Raw genomic sequence first — 21,709 nt, forward strand, 5'->3', positions numbered from 1 at the left:
TTTTGAAATAATATTTACAAAAATATAAGCAAATGAAATTTTTTATTGATACTGCAAACCTTCAGGATATAGCTAAGGTACAGTCACTTGGAATTCTTGACGGAGTAACTACTAACCCAAGCCTTATGGCAAAAGAGGGAGTGAAAGGACAAGAGCAAATCTATAATCACTATAAGGAAATTTGCAAGATAGTTGACGGTCCGGTAAGCGCGGAAGTTTTTGCAAATGACTTTGACGGGATGGTTAAAGAGGGGATGCTTTTACATAAACTTTGTCCTGAGAAAATCACAATCAAACTTCCATGCACAGAGGATGGAATAAAGGCAGTAAAATATTTTTCCGGCCTTGGATATGCAACAAATTGTACGCTGGTATTCTCTCTAGGTCAGGCACTTCTGGCTGCAAAGGCGGGTGCTACTTTTGTTAGTCCTTTCATCGGAAGATTGGATGACATCAGTGAAGATGGCGTTGGACTAGTAGCTGACATTGTAAAGATGTACCGTACTTATGGATATAAGACACAAGTGCTTGCTGCATCTATAAGACATACGCGCCACATTATTCAAGTTGTACAAGCAGGTGCAGATGTTGCCACATGTCCTTTGAAAGCCATACTAGGCCTTCTAAATCACCCTCTTACAACGAGCGGTCTTGCAACTTTCAATAAGGCAGCAGAGTCTATGAAGTAATAATTATCTCGACAGATATTATTAAGGGTTGTTGTACTAAAATTAATTGGCAGCTTAAATGAGTGATAATCTTAAACAAACGGCTGTTGCAGGTGCAAGGTGGGGGTTCATAGAGAATATCTCATCTATGGGTATAACGTTTGTTGTAGGTATCATTCTTGCCAGAATTCTTTCTCCGGAGCAATATGGTCTGATAGGGGATTTGACAATTTTTATTGCCATCTCTATCTCATTGATTGATAATGGTTTTTCTGCGGCAATTATACGCAAGCCAAAACCTACAGCGGAGGATTTGAATACCACATTTCTAACAAACTTCGGGATAAGCATTGTCTGTTTTGTGATTCTTTTTGCAGGCGCTCCTTTTGTTTCCGATTTCTTCAATGAGCCGCAGCTGACTTTGCTTTTAAGAGTACTGAGTTTTGTCCTGATAGTTAATGCAGTCTCAATTATTCAGCGTGCGCTAATTGTTAAAAATGTTGACTTCAAAAGACTTACGGCGTGCACTGTAACCTCCTCACTTTTCAGCGGCATAGTAGGAATATGGATGGCCCTTACCGGGTGCGGAGTCTGGAGTCTTGTCGGACAGCAGGTTTCAAAGCAGGTTGCTAATTCTATAATGCTTTGGTTGTTAGGCACATGGAAACCGAATTGGAAATTCTCAAAAGAAAGCTTCAAAGAACTTTTTTCTTATGGTTCCAATGTGATGATTACCGGTTTGCTTGATACAATCTTTAAAAACATTTACTATCCTGTTATTGGTAAATCATTCTCTGTCAGCCAGCTGGGACAATATACCAGAGCGGACCAGTTTAGCAATGTTACGTCCAATAATTTAACGATGGTTGTTCAAAGAGTAAGTTTCCCGGTACTCTCCAAGACGCAAGATTCTGATGAGAGAATGCGCAATGCGTTCAGGAGCACCATTAAGGTGACGATGCTGATATCCTTCTTTATTGCCTTTTGGCTATCTGCTGTTTCTCAGCCTCTTATAGTTGGTCTCATTGGCATGAAGTGGCTGCCTGCGTCATATATTCTCCAGATTATTTGTCTTGCCGGAGCGTTCTATCCGATTCATGCGCTTAATCAGAATATCCTGCAAATCAAGGGGAAAATGAAATTGTACCTGGCACTGGAAATAAACAAGAAAATTTTGCTGGCCATATCAATTGCGATTGGCATAATATGCTGCAATATTTACAATAAGGAATTTGGATTGAAGATTTTATTGTGGGGCATGGTTGCGGTCTCTATAATTGTATTTTTTGTAAATGCTTATTTTTCAGGTAAATGCCTTAATTATTCCGTGTGGAGACAAACAAAGGATATACTTCCTTCATTTCTAATTTCTTTGCTAGTTGCCGCTCTTATTGGACTTATAACTGCGGGATGTGTTTACTTGTTCAGAGTTAAATTTGGATGGCACAGCTTGACATTTACAAATATCGGGGCGGTTGCTATCGGGAGCTTTATAGGACTCCTTATAATGGCAGGCATTTATGCTATGTTCCCGCGTAAAGAATATGATGAAGTTAAGAACCTTATACAGATTTGGAAATCAGCTAAATTGAATAATGAAGGCCCTGAGGTAAAAGAGTAGATTGTAATGGAACCTTTAGCCGCAATAATCACGACAGTTTATAATACGGGACAATATTTGGAAGATTGTCTTGAGTCCGCTCTTTCTCAGAGGACCAATTTTCCTTTTGTGCTTATTGTGAGCGAGGATTGCGGAAAGGATAACAGCAGAGAAATTATTAAGCGCTATAAGAAAAAATTTCCGCTGACCAGCTCTGTGCAAGGAACTAAGGGTAAGGGATTTGTACCTTTTATAGTTGACTGCAGCCCTTCCAAAAACATGGGATTGGTTCCTAACAGTTATTGGTGCTTAAGTCAGGCTCTAAGTCTTGGGGTTAAATATGTCTCTTTCTTAGATTCTGATGATATCATTACTGATGTATACAAGCTGCAGGATCAGGTGAATTTTTTGGAGAAGAATCCTGAGTATCAGATGGTGTATTCGGATAATATTTATATTGGTGCTGATATTGGTTATTCTCAGGCGGTTACATTGGCAAAGCAAACACCATATAAGCATTCCGGAGCAAGACTTACGGCCGCTTACGAGACTCATTATTCTCCTGAATTTGAGGACTCCGGAATAACTTTAAAGTCTTTGCTGACCTCTAATAATCCTTGCGTTGCAGGGGCAGCATGTTTCAGAACGGAGAATCTATCTTTTTTCCCGATGGCGGTAGGCGATACTAAAAATTTTGTTACTCAAGATTTGCCTGTGTGGCTGGAACTGCTTAAGTACGGGAAGATTGCAAAGGAGAAGAAGGTAACTTTTGCCTACAGGGATTTGACTGAGAGCTGGAGCAGGTCTGCAGATATAGAAAAGATTGAGAGATTCCAAAGAGGCTCCATGGATGTGAGAAACAGTTTCATAGCCAGGCAGGATTATACGGAAAGCGAGAAAAAAAATCTTACCGCGGCATCTGAAAAATTTTATTATGGCAAGATGCTCCGTGCATACGCAAAGAATGCTCCTGAGAAATATTTTAAATTTGTCTGTGAGGCATTAAAAAAATATCCTGCGCTTTTATTTGCCAATGATTTCTGGAGAGCTGCAGGAATACGGATTAAAAAAATTATCTCATAAATGTTGATTTATAAGTTGCTGGCAGTAATCAATGATTGGACAATCTGTTAATAGAGAGATACTTGAGGATGGAGTTCCTATGCCGGGGAGAGTATGGGCTGTGCTCTCTTCTGCGCTGACTATTTTCATGTCATGCATAGAGGGAAGCATTGTAAATATCGCCCTCCCTGTTTTGGCTACTCAGTTTAAAGTTTCATCTTCCGCATCTATCTGGATAGTGAACGGCTATCAGCTGATGACGGTAATGTGTTTGCTGTCAGTCTCTTTTCTTGCAGACTTAAAAGGATTCAGAAAGATATATTTATCGGGAATAGCGCTGTTCGTCCTTGCCTCTTTTATGTGCGCCATCTCCAATTCCTTTACTATGCTGGTGATTTGCAGCGCTTTCCAGGGAATTGCATCTGCCGGAATTGTTGGAGTTAACATAGGAATGTTGCGTGAAATTTATCCTAAGAGGCTGTTGGGCAGAGGAATAGGAATCAATGCGATGGTGGTTTCCGTTGCTGCCGTTTCAGGTCCGTCTGTTGCCGGGGCAATACTTGCGGTAACGTCATGGCATTGGCTTTATGCTGTGAACATCCCGTTTGGCATTCTTGCTTTGTTCCTGGGATACAGGTTTTTACCGCGCAATGAAAAGAGAATAAAGGCAGAGTTTGATATTTGGGGCGCCGTGCTTAACGCACTTCTTTTCTTCCTTTTGATTTATTCTCTAATGGGATATGCCCACGGAGAAAAAACTGTTTTTGTACTAATTCAGCTTGCCGCATTGCCTTTTGTTGCAGTCATTTACTACCGCAGAGAGTGCAAGATGAAGAATCCTATTTTTCCTGTTGATTTAATGAGAGTTCCCATTTTTGCACGCAGCGTTTTTACAAGCAATTGTTCTTTTGCTGCGCAGATGTTGGTGCTGGTCTCTTTTCCTTTCTTTCTTCAATATGTTGCGGGCAAATCTCCCGCAATGACCGGTTTGCTTATAACTCCTTGGCCTGTAGCTGTTTTAATTACTGCTCCAATTGCCGGATTTTTGCTGGAAAAAATACATCCCGGCATTTTGGGATTTATCGGGATGACAATATTTGCCGGCTCTCTGTTTGCCATGACATTTCTGACTCCTGATTCTTCATCTTTGAGAATTACTGTTAATCTTGTTGCCTGCGGTATTGGTTTTGGTTTGTTCCAGACACCTAATAACACCACTATAGTTTCTACTGCTCCTCCTGAGAGGGGAGGCGCTGCAAGCGGAATGATTGGAGTTGCGCGTCTGATGGGGCAATGCTTTGGCGCAGCGCTAGTTGCGTTGCTCTTCAAAGTTATTCCTGACCAGACATTGTCAATAAAAACTTGCCAATACATTGCAGTAGGTTTTGCCATTTTTGCAGCAGCGCTAAGCATTTCCAGAGTAAAATACGCTGTTCCGGGAAAGAAATAATCGGGCGTATTTCAGTGAAATTCAGAAAATCTTCAAAATCTAGCACTATGATTGTGCATAAATAGGTTTAAAAAAAGAATATAAATTCTTAAAGATGAAATTACTCATTATAGAGGATGAAAAAAAGCTCTCTGACAGCATTTTAAAGTACCTGGGAAAGAATTATTTGTGCGAACAGGCATTTACTTTTGATGAAGCCGTAGAAAAAACGGAGATTTATGAATATGACTGCATCTTGCTGGATTTAATGTTGCCTGGCGGCAGCGGTCTGGATGTCCTTAGTCATATAAAGAAGAATTTTCCCCAGACAGGCGTAATAATAATATCTGCAAAAGACTCTGTAAATGATAAAGTTGCCGGCCTTAAAATAGGAGCTGACGATTATTTGGCAAAGCCTTTCAGCCTGCCGGAATTGAGCATGAGAATATTTGCTCTGATACGGAGAAAAAACTTTTCTAATGACAATATAACAAAGGCGGGTAATATCACGATAGATTTGTTGAGCAAAGAGGCCTCTGTTAACAATGTTAAAATTGAACTTACTAAAACTGAGTTTGAACTTCTTATTTTTTTAATTGAAAACAAAAATAGGGTAATCTCTAAAAGCTCTATGGCAGAACATATTAGCGGAGATATGGCTGACATGATGGACAACTATAATTTTGTCTATGCGCATATAAAAAATTTGAAGGCAAAATTAACCGCAGCGGGCGCCGGAGATTATATTAAGACTCTTTACGGCAGCGGCTATAAATGGGAGGAAAATTAGAATGGAAAATTTTGTTAAGAACAAAAGCTTGTCTTATAGCACATTACAGCAGTTTATGCTATTTACGCTAATTGTACTGTTGCTGGCAACTCCCGTTTTTTATTTTTTGACAAAGTCCTATTATGCGGAGGAGCTTATGGATGTTATTAACAGCGCCAGAAGCGGCAACGGTGTTCCGGACACTGATTTGGAGGAGGATATAATGGCCGGTGTTATGATTCAATATGCAGTTATCATTGTGTTGCTTAGCGTCTCTATGTTTATAACATTAAGGTTCATTACAAAAAAATTGTGGAATCCATTTAATGATACGCTTAAAAAAATGGAGCAATTCAATCTCTGTCAAAGCAATATCCCAGATTTTCAGAGCAGCAAAATAAATGAATTTGAGAGATTGAACGCGGCTGTTAAAAAGTTGATATCCAAGGATAAAGCTGTATATGATACACAAAAGCAGTTTACGGAAAATGCATCTCATGAATTGCAGACCCCTTTGGCAATTATCAAGAGTAAAATGGACTTGCTCATGCAAGAGAATTTGAACAAAGAGCAGCTGCAGCTTGTAACTGAAATGTACGGAGTTGCAACAAGGATGAGCAGAATAAATAAGAATATGCTCATGCTGACTAAAATAGATAACTCGCAATTCTCAGAAGGGGAGGAATTTGAACTGTCGGGATTTGTAAAAGAGCATTTGAGAACTTACAATGAATTGAGAGATAAAATCAAAATTAATTTCAAGGATGAGTCTGAAGGATGCCAAATTAAAGCTAACAGAATCCTTTTGGATAGCCTGCTTAACAACCTTGTAATTAATGCAATACGCAATACCTCTTCTAACGGAAATATTGATATTTTTATCTCTAAAAGTTTAATCGTTGTCTCTAATGAAGCCAGGGGCGGAGCGCTGGACAGTGCAAATCTTTTTCACCGTTTTAATCATAACGCGGAGTCCCAGCGCGGGACAGGTCTTGGACTCTCTATAGTCAAGGCAATATGTGATTATCATGATTGGGATATAAAGTATTCTTATTCAGAAAATAAGCATGTATTTACTGTAATCTTCAAAATCTCTACAAAAACCCAAAATACTTTTGCATCATAAATTATTTATGAGCAAAAGTCATGTTTAAAAAATTATCTGTATTACTATTTTTTATTTGCCTTAGTGTCGCAATTTTTGCGCAAAACGCTCAAGGCAAGATTACGGGAAAAATTGTCGGAAAGACAAATGGAAAAGCTATTGAGTATGTATCCGTGGCATTGTATAATAGCAAGACTTCCAAACCTTTAACAGGTCTGCTTACAGATTCCACGGGTCACTTCCAGTTTAAAAATATTGCACGCGGAACATATTATATTTTATGCAGTTATGTCGGCTACAAGGATGTGCGCTCGCAAAATATTATAATTGACAACTCTGGCAGAAATGTGGATTTGGGCAATTTCATAATGGACGATTCGGCTGAAACTTTAAACACTGTATTTGTTGAAGGGAAACGTTCCACATATACGCAAACTATTGATAAGAAGATATTTAATATTGGTTCTGATATAATTAGCAGTTCAGGTTCTGTTAGTGATCTTATGCAGAATATACCGTCCGTACAGGTTGACGTTGAGGGCAACATATCATTGAGAGGTAATGAAAATGTTCTGGTGCTTATTGACGGCAAACCTTCCGTGCTAATGAAAGGAACTAACAGAGGTACTGTTTTACAGCAACTTCCCGCAAATTCAATTGACAGAATAGAAGTTATTACAAACCCTTCCGCACGCTATAAGCCGGATGGAACATCCGGAATCATTAATCTTGTTACCAAGAAGCACAAGACAGTAGGGCTTACAGGTAATGTCATTGCTAACTATGGAAATCATGGAAGGTATAATGCAGGCGCGTCAATAAGCTATACGCTGCCAAAATTCAGTATAACAGGCAGCTACAATTATAGACATGACCGTCGCGACAGATATGTTAAAAATGAGAGAACTCTGACAGATTCTTTGGGAAATAAAATTAATGTAATCCAGAATACAGTTAGCATGGCTCCTTCATCTTCCCATATTTTTGGCATTGCATTACAGGCAGACCTAACTCCAAAAGATAGATTTGAAGCGGGATACAATGTTACATTGATGTCTTTCCCAAGAAGAGAGCATAACCATTTAATTCAAAGCAGCGGTTCTGTAACATCCAAGGATTTTGACAGATTCAGGCACGACGATGAAAAACAAAATTCAGGAGAAGGGACAGCAGGTTACACTCATACTTTTTCAAAAGATAAAACGCTTACCCTGGACTATACCGGCTCATTTGAAAATGAACTTGAAAGGAATTTATATACAAATACTTACACGCTCCCAACGGCATACGTCGCAAAGGATAATACCAGAATAAGACAGAAAACTCAGGAGAATTTGATACGGGCGATTTATGATGCAAAAATGAAAAACAACGGTGAGCTAGTTGCAGGTTATGAGGCAGAATTAGACAAGAGCGATATGCGTTATTTTGCAGAGGATTCTATTGGAGGTTCGTGGATTAAGAATTTGAATAAGAGCAATGATTTTATTTTTAATGAAGCTGTTAACTCTTTGTATGTGACTTATGAACAGTCGTTTGATAAATTCGGTTTTATGGCGGGAGTCAGAGGTGAACAATCTAATATTAAATCAAAACTGATTACTTTAGATCAGACTGTAAAGGATAATTACTTCTATTTTTATCCAACTCTTCATACCTCATATAAGCTTGATGACAGAAATGAACTTCAACTTAACTACTCTCTAAGAGTGAACCGTCCTGAAGGTGATGATTTAAATCCGTTCCCGGAATATCAGGACCCTTACAATGTGATTGCAGGAAATCCGTATTTGAGACCTGAAAAAATTCACTCGATAGAACTTGGATGGCAGTACAAGTACAATAATACAACTGTTATCTTAACTCCTTATTACAGATATACTTATCATAAAATTACAGATATTACGGTTGCCATGGGGGACGGCGTAATGAAGACTACAAAACAAAACATGTCCTCCAGCAGTGCGGCCGGCGCGGAGTTTATACTCAATTCCTCTTTGGGCAAATTCTTTACCTTTAATGTTAATTCAAATCTTTTCTACAATAAGATAGACGCTTCAGACTTGGGATACTCAAATAAAAAGAGCGCATTTGCCTGGTATGTCTCTTTTAACGGCAATGCAAACCTTACAAAAAATCTTATGTTTCAATTGAATACGCGCTACAATTCTTCTAATATAACTCCGCAGGGCAAGCGTAAACAAAGTTTCATAACCAATGCAGGAATTAAATATGATATTCCAAAATGGAATATATCATTGACTGCAACTGCAACTGATTTGTTTGACAGTTATAAAAATATAACGGAAATTAACACGCCGTCAATACAGCAAAGAATTGAGAGAAGACGCTCTTCCAGGATATTATATTTTGGAATTGCGTATAGATTTGGAACAGGTTCAAAGAATCATGACGCAAAGTTGCAGTATGATGAATATTAACATGCCTTGCTCTGCATGCGAGCAGTGAGCGAGCATGCAATAACTGTTCGGTTTTAAAAAAGTGTCCGTTTTCGGACACTTTTTTATTTGCTTTTATCTCTGACTTTCAGATATTTAACCTATAGGCATATATCTTGCCAAAGCATGCCGTTGGAGACAAGTGTGTTTAAACGATTATTAATATGGACAGAGAAATACCACAGGACGTAAGGAACAAGGAACGCAATAAGAAAATTTTGAAGTTTGCGGTGCCGGCCGCTGTTGTGATTTTGCTAATAGTGCTGGTTATAAGCTCTTTGCACGGAAAAGTAAAGAGCACTGATTTGCAGTTTTCTACGGTTGACAAAGGGAGCATAGCTCTGACTTATCCCGGTTCTGGAGCCGTTGCGCCAGCCTTTGAAGAGATTATAAATTCTCCAATAAATTCCAGAATATTAGAGGTTTATCATAAAAACGGAGATAAGGTAGATGCAGGTACTCCTCTGTTAAAGCTGGACTTGGCAATGGCTGAGACGGATGTAAAGAAGGCTGAAGATGAGGTTGCCATGAAAAAGTGCGAGGTTTCACAGATGCGTCTTAACAATCAGACTCAGCTGAATGACTTGAGGATGAAAATTAAAGTGTCAGAGATGAAACTTAACAGTCTTAGCGTTGAGCTAAAAAATGAGAGGTATCTTGATAGTTTAGGTTCCGGTACGACAGATAAGGTGCGTGAAGTGGAGATGAATTACCATACGGGGAAGCTTGAACTTGAGCAACTTAGAGAGGAGTATTCAAATTCTCTAAAAGTTAAGTCTGCTGATTTGCAGAGCAAACAGCTGGAACTGAATATTTTGCAGCGCAATTTGGGAGATATCCGCAAAACGCTGAGCGATGCGCGGATACGCGCTCCACGCAAAGCCGTGCTAACTTATATAAATGATCAGATTGGCGCGCAGGTAGGACAGTCTACAAAAATAGCGGCAGTCGCAGACCTTAGTCATTACAAGGTAAATTGTTCTATAGCAGATATATATGCGGGCAATACAACAGTGGGCAGCAGAGTTATTGTGCAGGGCGGCGGCAAAAAGCTGGAGGGAACTATCAGCGATGTAGCGCCGTTGTCTCAGAACGGCAGCATTGAATTTACGGTTGCTCTGGACAATGACAATGATAAAGTTTTACGTTCCGGACTTAAGGTTGACGTGTTTGTGCTGGGTGTTGAAAAACAGAGAACTATGAGAGTGGCTAACGGTTCATATTACTCTAAGCCTGGCATGTATGACATGTTTGTTGTGGATGGCAACCGCCTGGTAAAGAAGAAGGTACGGCTCGGCGACGGTAGCTATGAATATGTGGAAGTACTGTCGGGATTAAAAGAGGGAGAGAAGGTTGTGGTGAACGATATGAGCGATTATAAAAATACAAATCATTTGAAATTGAAATAATTAAATACATAACATTATGAGCATGATAACATTAAACGGTATCAACAAAGTGTACCGTACAAAAGAGATAGAAACGCTGGCTCTTGAGAATGTCAATATGGATGTTGAGAAGGGGGAGTTTCTGAGTGTGATGGGACCTTCCGGTTGCGGCAAGTCTACCCTTCTGAATATGATTGGGTTGCTGGATAAGCCAACTAGCGGAACGGTAATGCTTAACGGCATTAATACTGACGGGATGAAGGACCGCGAGCTTGCAGTTTTCAGAAATAAGATGATTGGATTTATTTTCCAGAGCTTCCATCTTGTTAATTCTCTGAATGTTATAGATAATGTTGAGATTCCTCTGATTTACAGGAGAGTACCTGCTGCGGAGAGAAAGCGGAGAGTAAGAGAAGTTCTGGAGAAGGTTGAGCTTTCACACCGTATGCGCCACTTCCCCTCTGAACTCTCCGGCGGTCAGTGTCAGAGAGTTGCAATTGCGCGCGCCATTGTCTGCAATCCGGAAATTATCCTTGCTGATGAGCCAACCGGAAACTTGGATTCCAAGATGGGCGGAGAGATTATGGAGATACTTCATAAACTTAATAAAGAAGAGGGACGTACAATTGTGATGGTAACTCACAATGAGGAACAGGCAAAGCAAACCTCCCGCACTTTAAGGTTCTTTGACGGAAGACAAATCCAGTAAAATTTAAAGGGATTAAAATTTTTGAATCCCGACAGGTTATTAAAGGAAATTGATTATGAGCAATATAAAACAAATTTTTGCACACCTTAAGCAAGACCCCATGGTCAGTGCGGTAAGTATGATAGGTACTGCGCTCTCCATATTCTTGATAATGGTTGTTGTTGCTATTCAGCAGGTTAAAACCGCGCCGTTTCCTCCGGAAAGCAACAGGGGAAGAATGATGTATAATTCATCTATGATTCTTAAAGGAATCTCCGGAGAATATAAAGGCTCTTGGACCATGAGCGGATTAAGCGCATACGCAATTAATGAACTGTACAAACCGCTGAAAACCCCTGAATGTCTTACAATGTATACCCATTGGAATGATGATGTTCAGGTCACGGTTGGAAATATGCCGTCTGTAAAATGTAAAACAAAAAGTACAGATGTGAATTTTTGGAGGGTTTTTAATTTTAAGTTTATACAGGGAAAACCTTATGACTCTGCAATGTTGGCCTCTCAGCAAAAGGTTGTTGTGATAGAGGAGTGGCTGGCGAAAAAATATTACGGCGGAACCAATGCGGTTGGGAAGGAAATAATTATTAATAACTTTCCATACACTGTTGTTGGGGTTGTTAAAAATTCCTCTGCCCTTGCAAATCAAGCATATGCAAATGTTTGGTCACCTTATACTGCTAAGCAAGCGGAATTAGATAATGAATATGGAGCTGCAAGCCTTCTTGAGGGCCCTTTTACCATTGGAATTCTTGCGCACAGCAGCAAGGACTTTGCTGCTATTCACAAGGAAGCTGATGCACGTCTTGCGGTATTTAATAAGTCTCTGGTTCACACTGGCTATCAGATTGAATTGTTCGGACGTCCGTTCAAGCAGTCGCAGGAGATATATGCAAAGAATACGAATGCACCTATTGATTTTAAGGCAATTCACCGCAAACAGCTGATTATCATAATTATATTATTACTTGTTCCGGCAATTAACTTAAGCAGCATGACGCATAGCCGTTTGCGCCGCAGAATGGCGGAGATCGGAATAAGGCGGGCGTTTGGTTCAACAAGAGGTGAGATGCTAATACAGATTGTAAATGAGAATTTGGCAATAACAATTGTAGCGGGAATTATCGGCTGGTTGCTTAGCGTGGTGTTTGTATATTTTGGAATGGATATGCTGGTTTCAACTACTTTTAATATGTTTTCCGGAACAGTGAAAGTATTTGATATTGTACATTTTTCTACATTCCTGATAGCACTGCTTTTCTGTTTTATTTTAAATCTTATCAGCACATTGGTCCCTGCATGGCGTGCCTCTAAGATAAATATAGTCAATGCCATAGGAGGCAATAACCGTTAAAAGGAGGGTGATAAAATGAATACAAAATTATTTCATCAGATAAAAAATGAGTGGCGCTCTAATCTTTGGCTTTTTGCGGAGCTGCTACTGGTGAGCGTAATTCTTTGGTTTGCAGTGGATTTTCTTTATGTTGAGACTGTCGTGAAAATACAGCCAAAAGGTTATGACATATCTCATTGCTACCAAATTAATATGAGAACTCTTCCTGTCGGCTCAGTTGGGTATGTACCGTCTGATACTTTGATATATAAAGATTTTCTGGAACTTGCGTCAAGGTTGGGTAAACGCCCTGATGTTGAGTACGTTGGGCTTTCAGGTAGTGAGTCATCCCCATATTCTGGAAGTTATATGGGGTCAATGGTAGAATATGGAAGATTTTTGACTGAAATGGGGGTGGCGGTAAGACGTGTCTATCAGCAGGATTTTTTTAAGGTCTTCAAATACAAAGGGACACATGGAGAAACACCTGAACAGCTCTTTGCCATGATTGCAGATGGAAAGCATTGTCTGTTAAGTGATAATGTGGTTTTAAAAGATACGCTTAAAAAGGGAATCATAAAGGCATCGGCTTTGGTAGGCAAGAGAATTTTGTTTGGTGGTGACAGTATGATTGTTGCAGGGACAATTGTTAATGCAAAGCGTACTGAATTTGAAGATAGCAGAGAGAACGGATGCTGCATTAAAGCAGATAATATTGCCGAGACAGGTCATCGTGCGGGATATCTGGAATATCCCTCTCTTACAATTAGGGTAAAACCGGATGAGGACCATGACATTATCAACAAACTTTGGAAAGATGCAGACAAATATTATAAAATTGGCAATCTGTCTATATCAAATATCCAGAGTTTTAAGGATGTAAGAAGCAATTTTGTGCTGGATGACATTAACCAGGAGAGAATATATACGGCTGCCCTTTTATTCCTGCTAATCAACATATTCCTTGGCTTGCTTGGAACATTCTGGTTCCGTACGCAGCAACGTTCAAGTGAAATTGCACTGCTAAAAGCAATTGGCGCAGACAATAGAAGTATTTTCTCCAGACAAATAAAAGAGGGGATTCTGCTGCTGACTTTTGCTACAATTCCCGCAATCATAATTGATGTAAATCTTGCTTATATCCCGATAGTTCCCGCTCTGAACGGAGTCTATTTAAGTGCCTCAAGACTAATTAGTTGCGTTTTAGTAACTTATATATTGATGGCTATCGTGATTATACTTGGTATTTGGATGCCGGCAAGGAAGGCAATGAAAATTCAGCCTGCCGCCGCATTGCATGAAGATTAAAAAGACCGGAATTTTATAACGCCGATTTGCAGGTAATAAATAATTGGTTCATATAATAATTTGATATTGAATGTTTTGTAGTAATTCAAATAAGTTAGTTGGTGTTTTTTTAGCGTGTTGTTTTTGCGCTGTGTCTTACGCCCAGCAGCCATCTAAAAGTATTTCTCTAGATGATGCAGTGCTGCTGGCCAGGACTCAGAGCGTAGATGCGGCCGTTGCTCTTAATGAACTGAAGACTGCCTACTGGGAGTATAGAACTTTCCGGGCCGACCTTCTTCCGGAAGTTAACTTTACTGCAACGGCTCCCAGCTACACTAAGAGCTATAACGCATATCAGGCGGATGACGGAACTTACAAATTTGTCCGCAGCAACTATATGGAGATGTATGGCAGAGTCTCTGTAAATCAGAATATTTGGACCACAGGAGGCACGCTCTCTTTGCAAACATCTTTGGACTATCTTAAAGAGTATTCCGGAGATAAGAACAAACAATTTATGAGTGTTCCGTTTGCCGTAACTCTTAATCAGCCAATCTTTGGAGTTAATGACATGAAGTGGAAGCGCAAGATTAAGCCGGAAAAATACGCTGAGGAAAAGGCGGCATTTCTGTCTGCTACAGAGGAGGTTACAATGACCACTATCCAGTATTTTTTTAATCTCCTTTTGGCTAAAGAGAATGTTTCTATATCCCGACAGAATCTTGCAAATGCGGAGAAACTTTATGAAGTTGCCAAGGCAAAAAGAGAGATGGGTAAAATCAGCCAGAATGATGTGCTCCAGCTCCAGCTTAACGTGCTTAATGCAAAGTCCTCATTGACAGACTATGAGAGTGTTTTTAAAAGCAACATGTTTAAGCTGCGTTCTTATCTTGGATTGGATGCCAGCGTAGATTTGGATCCTCAGATTCCGGGGAATGTCCCTGAAATTACACTTAATTATGATGATGTTCTTGCAAAGGCACAGGAGAATAATTCATTTTCGCACAATGTTGCAAGGCGTCAGCTGGAGGCAGATTATGCTGTGGCTCAGGCTAAAGGAGACTTGCGTAAAATTAATCTTTATGCTCAGGTGGGTTATACAGGAACAAATAAGAGCATTAATTCCTCTTATGAAAACTTGAAGCCTAATCAGGTTGTTCAGGTGGGTATTACAATTCCGTTGCTGGACTGGGGAAAGCGGCGCGGGCAAGTTAAAGTGGCTGAGAGCAATAGAGAGATAACGGAGAGCAAGCTAAAACAAGAGACAATGAATTTTAATCAGAATATTTTTATTCTGGTTGAGCAATTTAACAATCAGTTGCGGCAGCTAAAAATTTCAGAGCAGGCGGACAGCATCACTCGCAAGAGGTATCAAACTAACGTTGAGACCTTTATGGTTGGGAAAATCAGCACCCTGGATTTGAATGACTCGCAAACAGCTAAGGATGAGGCGCGCAGAGAGCATGTGAACAAATTGTTTTACTATTGGTATTACTATTATCAGGTAAGAGATTTGTCTCTTTGGGATTTTGCGGATAACAAAAGTATTGATGCTGATTTTGAGAGGATTATTGATAAATAAATGTGAGTGCCGCTTCCAAAAAAGAGTGCTATTTATGAACAATTTTTATGCGGTTTAACATTGTGGTTTTAAATGAATACATTTGCATGTGGACAAGAATATGATACTGGTAGTTGATGATGATAGAGCAATTCGCAGTTCTCTTTCTTTAATGCTGGAACGCAATAATTATGAGGTTGTTTGCGCCGCTATGCCTGAGGAGGCGATTGAAGTTGTGAGAACCAGAACTCCGCAGCTTGTGCTGATGGATATGAGCTACTCTGCGCAAGTGGATGTAGAAGAGGGACTTACGCTGTTAAAGCAGGTTAAGGTATTCTGTCCTAAAGTGCCTGTGATTCTGATGACTGCGTGGGGCAGCATTCAGCTTGCCGTGCGCGGAATGCAGGCCGGCGCCTTTGATTTTATCACAAAGCCGTGGAACAATACCGTTTTAATGCAGAGGATTGAGACTGCTTTGCAGCTCACGACAGATTCTGCTGCACCTTATGGCTCAAGTGATTATGATGCCAAAGGTGGTGATGGCGCTAATAAAAATGGAACTGTCGGGAATAAAAAATTATTGCGCACAGGAATAATAGGAAAGAGCAAGGCGCTGCAAAATGTGCTTGCTACTGTTGAGCGCATTGCACCGACCAATGCTTCCGTCCTGATTACGGGAGAGAGCGGAACAGGCAAGGAGCTGATTGCCCGTGCAATACATGAGAATAGCCGGAGGGCGGAGAGACCTTTTGTGGAGGTGAATCTTGGCGGAATTTCTCAATCGCTGTTTGAAAGCGAGATGTTCGGACACAAGAAAGGAGCTTTTACAGATGCAATTGCAGACCGCGCCGGGAGATTTCAAACTGCAGATACCGGAACAATTTTTTTGGATGAAATAGGTGAGCTTGACCTATCTTGCCAGGTGAAACTTCTGCGCGTGCTGCAGGAGCAAACGTTTGAGCCATTGGGAGATAGCAAGCCGCACAGAGTGGATGTAAGAGCGGTCAGCGCTACAAATGCGGACCTTAAGAAAATGGTGAAGGAGGGAACTTTCCGAGAAGATTTATATTATAGAATTAATCTGATAACTATAGAGATGCCTGCGTTGCGGGATAGGAGGGAAGATATTCCTCTGCTTGTAAAATACTTTATTGACAAACAGTGTGAAGAGAATAAACTTACTGCTGTTCAGGCTGATAAGAGCGCAATGGATTATTTGTCTTCTTTGCCTTATCCTGGGAATATCCGTGAGTTGAAGAATCTGGTTGAGCGTACGCTGCTTGTGCGCGGAGGTGATACTTTGACTGCGGAGGATTTTAGGAGCCAGTATGAGCCGGCTGCCTCAGTGGCGGGGGCGAGTGCCGGAGCGGGGCGCGGCAGTCACAACCTCACGCTGGATGAGATGGAGAAAGCTACTGTAATTGAGGCTTTGAAAAAGTTTGACGGCAATATGGCGCGTGCCGCCAAATCATTGGGTATCAGCCGTGCTGCGCTGTACAGACGTTTGGAGAAGTACGGAATTTCAAATGAAAAAGATAAGTGAATGAGTTTTTATAATTTAAAATGAAACTTAGAGGATTATTTTGGGTGCTTGCATTGATGCTTTGCGGTGTGTGCGTGGCTGTTTTCTTTTTGTTGCCGGCTACTGCTCACAAGGATATGTATATCATTGAGGCGGCGCTTCTTGTAATTCTCTTGTATCTGATTTTTTTCTTCCGCCGGGCAATCCGTCCGTATAGAATTATCTCTAATGGTATGGATTTGCTTAAGGCTCAGGATTTTGCCAGCAGGCTAAGAAAAGTTGGACAGCCTGAGGCGGACAACATGGTCAACATTTTTAACACCATGATGGACCAGCTGAAGAATGAGCGTCTTAACGTAAGAGAACAAAATAAGTTTCTGGACCTTCTTGTGGATGCTTCACCTATGGGGGTGATTATCACAGATTTTGACGGCCATATTACTCAGTATAATAAATCTGCCGCTGAATTTATTATGCCGGTTTCTGCACAACAACACCAAGTTACTGATGCACAACCTGTCGGGACAAAAATTATTTCCGCCAATTATAATATTAATGGTAGAACTCTTGGCGAGCTTGAATTTCCTCTTGCAAAAATGCTTTGGCAAATGCCTATAGATGAGACCGATATATTTAGGTTTGGCAGCACTAAAGTTTACAAATGCTCTAAGCTCTCTTTTTATGATCACGGCTTTAAGCATCCGTTTTATTTGATAGAGAGTCTTACAAAGGAAGTGCTTGAGGCGGAGAAAGCGGCTTACGGTAAGGTAATTAGAGTGATTTCCCATGAGGTTAACAATACAGTTGCCGGCGTAACTTCAACTCTGGATACGGTAAAAAGCTCATTGTCAGATGGCTCTGATGCGCATGGAGCTGCGGTGCAAAATGGTGTTGCCGATGCGCTTCAGGCTTGTACTGACCGCTGCATGTCAATGAGCAATTTTATAACTAGGTTTGCGGATGTTGTGAAAATTCCGCAGCCTATCTTGCAACCTGCTGATTTGAATAAAGTTATAGAGAATGAAAGACTGTTGCTGGAGAATATGTGCGGCAGCCGTGGAGTAAAACTTTCTTTTAATATCGACAGAAATAAATTCAACGTTATGCTGGATATCCCTATGTTTGAGCAGGTTCTGACAAACGTGGTGAAGAATTCCGTTGAGAGCATAAAGGAGGGGAGTGCTGGCGGTGGCGCAAGTGCGGCTGATGCAGGGACTGTCGCGATAAAGACAGATGCCTCACTTAAGTTGCTGGAAATAAGCGATAACGGAGCCGGTATAAGCAAAGATATAGAGCAGAAACTCTTTACTCCTTTTTATTCCACAAAGCCAAACGGACAAGGCATCGGCCTAATGACAATCAGTGAAATACTTACGCGCCACCACTTTGATTTCTCTTTGCGCACGTATCCAGATGGTATTACCAGATTCAGAATCAACTTTTAAAATATTCGGCAGCATTCAATTAGTTGCTGGTCACCAAATATGTCTCAATTTGTTGTTGCAATATTAAAAGGCAAAAATTATCCCACCTGACTATCAGTAAGTTACAGTATTTTTATCCCAGCAAAAATTGACAGCCTCATAAACAGTTAATTATCAATATGTTAACTTTTTGCCTTTTTACGCATTCTGTGAGGGGTGGATGTTCTTGTAAAGTGTGGATGTTCTTGTGAGGTGTGGATGCTATTATGAAAAGCGCCTCTCAGAGCGTATATTTGGGTTTTTGTTAATCATCTGGTAATGTGATGTTTAACCCCTTCAGAAAAATTAAAATGTGAATTTCATTATTGCATAATATTCTGTATATCAGAATGTTAATAAAAACCCAAATATAAGCATTCTGTGGTGTGTCTTCCATATAGTTACCAGCGCACAAAGCGCGCTGGTAATTAGTGGTTTACGTGGCTGCCGCCACGAGGATGCACGCGCCTATGGCGCGGCTGCGCGGCTGCAGGCGGGAGTAGCAGTACAATGCGTAAAAACCTGTACTGCAGCCGCTCCGCTAGTGCGTGAATTGTGAATCAGGAAGCAAGAATCGCGAATAAGGAAACAAGATACGTGATGCATGATGCACGCACCGTGAATCCTCTAGCTGAAAATGTACTTGAGGATGAACAGTCCGGCAAGTATGTACATGGCAACGTTTAAATCTTTGAATTTGCCGGCCAGCATTTTTACCAGGACGTAGCTGATTAGTCCTATTATCATACCGTCTGCTATTGAGGATGTTAGGGAAATCATTACAACCGTCAGGAATGCAGGCAGCGCCTCTGACATATCTTCCAAATCTATCTTTGTGATTTCATCCATCATCAGAACTCCCACAATGACAAGCGGTCCCGTGGTTGCTGCTATCGGTATCATCATAAAGATTGGAGCTAAGAACAACGCAATCAAGAACATTACGCCTGCCACAAGGCTTGTAACGCCCGTTCTGCCTCCCTCCGCAATGCCGGTTGCGCTCTCAGAAAATGTAGATACAGAGGTGGTTCCAAGGATTGAACCAAGTGCAACTGAAAATGCATTGCTCATTAGCGCACCTTTAAAACGCGGTATATCACCGTTTTCCTTTGTTACTCCTGCTTTCCCTGCAAGTCCTACAATCATGCTCATTGTATCAAACACATTCAGGAACAGCAGCGTGACAATTACCATTATCACATTGACATCCATAAGCTGGCTAAAATCAAATTTCCAGAATGTAGGTGCCATTGAATGAGGTATTGAGACAAAGCTGAATCCCTTTGGTATCTCTGTGATATGCAGAGGAATACCAATAAGTGTGAACACTATAATACTTATGAATAATCCGCCTATAACTTTTCTGTGCAGCAGCACTCCCGCAAGAATAATTGTTGCAAAAGCCAGAAGAGTTGCCGGAGTAATTTTGCCAAGCTGGACAAGAGTAGTTTGGCTGGAGACAACCAGTCCCGCATTTTTAAGTCCTATGAACGCAATGAAAATTCCAATTCCCGCGGAGATTGCGTGTCTTTGGCTGACGGGAATTGCCATCAGCAAATATTTCTGAACATTACACGCTGTAATCAACAGAAACAGAACGCCTTCTATTAGTACGCAAGTCAGCGCCATCTGCCATGAATAACCCATTCCCATCACAAGAGTGAAGGTGAAAAACGCATTGATAGACATACTTGGCGCCAGCCCAAAAGGCAGTTTGGCCACTATTGCCATAAGTATGGTCGCCACAGCGCTTGTTATTGCGGTTGCTGTAAATACGGCGCCTTTGTCCATTCCTGCCTGCCCCAGAATTGCAGGGTTTACAGCAAGAATGTAACTCATTGTTAAAAAGGTTGTTATACCTGCTATAACCTCTGTGCGCATTACATTTTTCTGCGCGTCAAATCCCGTTAATCTCTCAATGAATTTCATATTTCAAATATATAAAAAATCGGCGATTATCACTGTAAATAGTTATAAGTTAGGTATTAGGAATTTGGTGCAATAATGTGGAGTATGTGTTGTTTTATTTTTTTTTACATTTGCTTGTGAGCGTTTTAAGGATTAGCGTTTTATGGAAAGCATCAAAGAAATTTTCAAAATTGGCAAAGGCCCCTCCAGCAGCCACACAATGGGACCTCGCAAAGCGGCGCAGGTTTTTAAAAAATCCGTCGAGAACTTAAATGTGTCATCTTATTCTGTTACTCTTTACGGCAGTCTTGCCGCAACAGGGAAGGGACACTTGACGGACCTGGCTATCAAGGAAATACTTGGTGAGTGCAATATTATTTGGCAGCCGGAGGTTTTTTTGCCGCAGCATCCAAACGGAATGTTTTTCCAGGCATTTGATGCAAACGGCAAACTGTTAAAGAGTTACACAACCTTCAGCATTGGCGGCGGAGATATCAGCGATACCGGCAAGCGGACAGATGAAAATTCAATTTATCCTCACAGCAAGATGAAGGATATTTTAAAGTGGTGCATGGCTAATGGGGTGACTTTCTGGGAGTACGTGCAATTGCATGAGGATAAAGATATCTGGGATTATCTTGCCCATGTATGGAAAAAGATGCAGGCTTCTATTAAAGAAGGAATTGATAATGAGGGAGTTTTGCCAGGACCGCTAAAGTTTGCAAGGAAGGCTTCTTCTTTTTACATAAAATCAAAAGGCTATCAGGGCTCAATGCAAAGGCGTGCGATTACATTTGCTTATGCTCTTGCAGTAGCGGAGGAAAACGCGGCAGGCGGAACAATAGTAACTGCCCCAACTTGCGGTTCTTGCGGAGTAGTACCTGCAGTTTTTTATCTTGATAAGGAGAGTTATAATTTTTCTGATAAAAAAATATTGAGGGGACTCGCGACAGCTGGTCTTATTGGAAATCTTATTAAGACAAATGCCTCTATATCAGGGGCGGAGGTTGGATGCCAGGGAGAGATTGGTTCTGCCTGCAGCATGGCGGCCGGTGGCGCTGTTCAGCTTTTTGGAGGAACGCCAATGCAGATAGAATATGGTGCGTCAATGGGAATGGAACATTTTCTTGGACTTACTTGTGATCCTGTAATGGGCTTAGTACAAATACCTTGCATAGAGCGCAACGCTTTTGCTGCAACACGTGCAATAGATGCAAATGTCTACGCTTTAATGTCAGACGGAAATCACAGAGCAAGTTTTGACACTGTTATTGAGGCTATGAAGAAGACCGGGCATGATTTGCCAAACTTGTATAAAGAAACTTCTGAAGGAGGTCTTGCAAGCATTATAACTCATTAGTTTTTTCATTTAACTATCTAATCTAAAGGATAATTGATAGTAAAATAGGAGCATTTTTAAGGAAATTTTTCCTAAATTTGAATACTTAA

General features: G+C 40.7%; 16 protein-coding genes. 15 read left to right on the forward strand and 1 reads right to left on the reverse strand.

The window, feature by feature from the left end; all coding sequences use genetic code 11:
- The first annotated feature begins 32 nt into the window (after window positions 1–32).
- The 14 genes from fsa (at window position 33) to LKM37_06830 (ending at window position 18,334) form a co-directional block, all read left to right on the forward strand.
- A complete protein-coding gene (gene fsa / locus LKM37_06765; protein MCI1720692.1) occupies window positions 33–689 on the forward strand; it encodes a fructose-6-phosphate aldolase in 657 nt (218 codons plus the stop codon).
- Window positions 690–747: 58 nt separating this feature from the next.
- Window positions 748–2,289 carry a lipopolysaccharide biosynthesis protein gene (locus LKM37_06770; protein MCI1720693.1) on the forward strand — a complete coding sequence of 514 codons (1,542 nt, stop codon included), beginning with the start codon at window positions 748–750 and terminating at the stop codon, window positions 2,287–2,289.
- Window positions 2,290–2,295: 6 nt separating this feature from the next.
- A complete protein-coding gene (locus LKM37_06775) occupies window positions 2,296–3,351 on the forward strand; it encodes a glycosyltransferase family 2 protein (protein ID MCI1720694.1) in 1,056 nt (351 codons plus the stop codon).
- Window positions 3,352–3,382: 31 nt separating this feature from the next.
- Complete coding sequence (locus LKM37_06780; GenBank protein ID MCI1720695.1) at window positions 3,383–4,780, forward strand: MFS transporter; 1,398 nt, start codon at window positions 3,383–3,385, stop codon at window positions 4,778–4,780.
- A gap of 94 nt (window positions 4,781–4,874) precedes the next feature.
- On the forward strand, window positions 4,875–5,549 hold the full coding sequence (locus LKM37_06785) for a response regulator transcription factor (GenBank protein MCI1720696.1): 675 nt from the start codon (window positions 4,875–4,877) through the stop codon (window positions 5,547–5,549).
- A gap of 1 nt (window position 5,550) precedes the next feature.
- Window positions 5,551–6,654, forward strand: a complete 1,104-nt coding sequence (locus LKM37_06790; GenBank protein MCI1720697.1) for a HAMP domain-containing histidine kinase — start codon at window positions 5,551–5,553, stop codon at window positions 6,652–6,654.
- A 20-nt stretch (window positions 6,655–6,674) separates the two neighbouring features.
- Window positions 6,675–9,074 carry a TonB-dependent receptor gene (locus LKM37_06795; protein ID MCI1720698.1) on the forward strand — a complete coding sequence of 800 codons (2,400 nt, stop codon included), beginning with the start codon at window positions 6,675–6,677 and terminating at the stop codon, window positions 9,072–9,074.
- A 182-nt stretch (window positions 9,075–9,256) separates the two neighbouring features.
- The gene (locus tag LKM37_06800) at window positions 9,257–10,501 is read left to right on the forward strand and encodes an HlyD family efflux transporter periplasmic adaptor subunit (GenBank protein MCI1720699.1); all 1,245 of its coding nucleotides are present in this window, start codon (window positions 9,257–9,259) and stop codon (window positions 10,499–10,501) included.
- Between the two features lie 22 nt (window positions 10,502–10,523).
- The gene (locus LKM37_06805) at window positions 10,524–11,189 is read left to right on the forward strand and encodes an ABC transporter ATP-binding protein (protein MCI1720700.1); all 666 of its coding nucleotides are present in this window, start codon (window positions 10,524–10,526) and stop codon (window positions 11,187–11,189) included.
- Window positions 11,190–11,244: 55 nt separating this feature from the next.
- Window positions 11,245–12,540 carry an ABC transporter permease gene (locus LKM37_06810; protein MCI1720701.1) on the forward strand — a complete coding sequence of 432 codons (1,296 nt, stop codon included), beginning with the start codon at window positions 11,245–11,247 and terminating at the stop codon, window positions 12,538–12,540.
- 15 nt (window positions 12,541–12,555) lie between these two features.
- Window positions 12,556–13,827, forward strand: coding sequence for an ABC transporter permease (locus LKM37_06815; GenBank protein ID MCI1720702.1), 1,272 nt, complete (start codon window positions 12,556–12,558; stop codon window positions 13,825–13,827).
- A gap of 70 nt (window positions 13,828–13,897) precedes the next feature.
- Window positions 13,898–15,388, forward strand: a complete 1,491-nt coding sequence (locus LKM37_06820) for a TolC family protein (GenBank protein ID MCI1720703.1) — start codon at window positions 13,898–13,900, stop codon at window positions 15,386–15,388.
- A 100-nt stretch (window positions 15,389–15,488) separates the two neighbouring features.
- Window positions 15,489–16,910, forward strand: coding sequence for a sigma-54 dependent transcriptional regulator (locus tag LKM37_06825; GenBank protein ID MCI1720704.1), 1,422 nt, complete (start codon window positions 15,489–15,491; stop codon window positions 16,908–16,910).
- Window positions 16,911–16,930: 20 nt separating this feature from the next.
- Complete coding sequence (locus LKM37_06830; protein MCI1720705.1) at window positions 16,931–18,334, forward strand: ATP-binding protein; 1,404 nt, start codon at window positions 16,931–16,933, stop codon at window positions 18,332–18,334.
- Between the two features lie 645 nt (window positions 18,335–18,979).
- Here LKM37_06830 and LKM37_06835 read toward each other — a convergent pair.
- Window positions 18,980–20,281, reverse strand: a complete 1,302-nt coding sequence (locus tag LKM37_06835; protein ID MCI1720706.1) for an NCS2 family permease — start codon at window positions 20,279–20,281, stop codon at window positions 18,980–18,982.
- 142 nt (window positions 20,282–20,423) lie between these two features.
- Here LKM37_06835 and LKM37_06840 point away from each other — a divergent pair, with 142 nt between their 5' ends.
- Window positions 20,424–21,620, forward strand: a complete 1,197-nt coding sequence (locus LKM37_06840; protein ID MCI1720707.1) for an L-serine ammonia-lyase — start codon at window positions 20,424–20,426, stop codon at window positions 21,618–21,620.
- Window positions 21,621–21,709 lie beyond the last annotated feature (89 nt).

It is taken from the genome of Bacteroidales bacterium, assembly GCA_022647615.1.
GTDB lineage: Bacteria > Bacteroidota > Bacteroidia > Bacteroidales > UBA932 > Egerieousia.

Coding starts and splice junctions, on each gene's coding strand:
- LKM37_06840 (MCI1720707.1), top strand. CDS start 20,424: ATGGAAAGCATCAAAGAAATTTTCAAAATTGGCAAAGGCCCCTCCAGC.
- LKM37_06830 (MCI1720705.1), top strand. CDS start 16,931: ATGAAACTTAGAGGATTATTTTGGGTGCTTGCATTGATGCTTTGCGGT.
- LKM37_06790 (MCI1720697.1), top strand. CDS start 5,551: ATGGAAAATTTTGTTAAGAACAAAAGCTTGTCTTATAGCACATTACAG.
- LKM37_06835 (MCI1720706.1), bottom strand. CDS start 20,281: ATGAAATTCATTGAGAGATTAACGGGATTTGACGCGCAGAAAAATGTA.
- LKM37_06795 (MCI1720698.1), top strand. CDS start 6,675: ATGTTTAAAAAATTATCTGTATTACTATTTTTTATTTGCCTTAGTGTC.
- fsa (MCI1720692.1), top strand. CDS start 33: ATGAAATTTTTTATTGATACTGCAAACCTTCAGGATATAGCTAAGGTA.
- LKM37_06775 (MCI1720694.1), top strand. CDS start 2,296: ATGGAACCTTTAGCCGCAATAATCACGACAGTTTATAATACGGGACAA.
- LKM37_06780 (MCI1720695.1), top strand. CDS start 3,383: ATGATTGGACAATCTGTTAATAGAGAGATACTTGAGGATGGAGTTCCT.
- LKM37_06785 (MCI1720696.1), top strand. CDS start 4,875: ATGAAATTACTCATTATAGAGGATGAAAAAAAGCTCTCTGACAGCATT.
- LKM37_06805 (MCI1720700.1), top strand. CDS start 10,524: ATGATAACATTAAACGGTATCAACAAAGTGTACCGTACAAAAGAGATA.
- LKM37_06815 (MCI1720702.1), top strand. CDS start 12,556: ATGAATACAAAATTATTTCATCAGATAAAAAATGAGTGGCGCTCTAAT.
- LKM37_06820 (MCI1720703.1), top strand. CDS start 13,898: ATGTTTTGTAGTAATTCAAATAAGTTAGTTGGTGTTTTTTTAGCGTGT.
- LKM37_06770 (MCI1720693.1), top strand. CDS start 748: ATGAGTGATAATCTTAAACAAACGGCTGTTGCAGGTGCAAGGTGGGGG.
- LKM37_06810 (MCI1720701.1), top strand. CDS start 11,245: ATGAGCAATATAAAACAAATTTTTGCACACCTTAAGCAAGACCCCATG.
- LKM37_06800 (MCI1720699.1), top strand. CDS start 9,257: ATGGACAGAGAAATACCACAGGACGTAAGGAACAAGGAACGCAATAAG.
- LKM37_06825 (MCI1720704.1), top strand. CDS start 15,489: ATGATACTGGTAGTTGATGATGATAGAGCAATTCGCAGTTCTCTTTCT.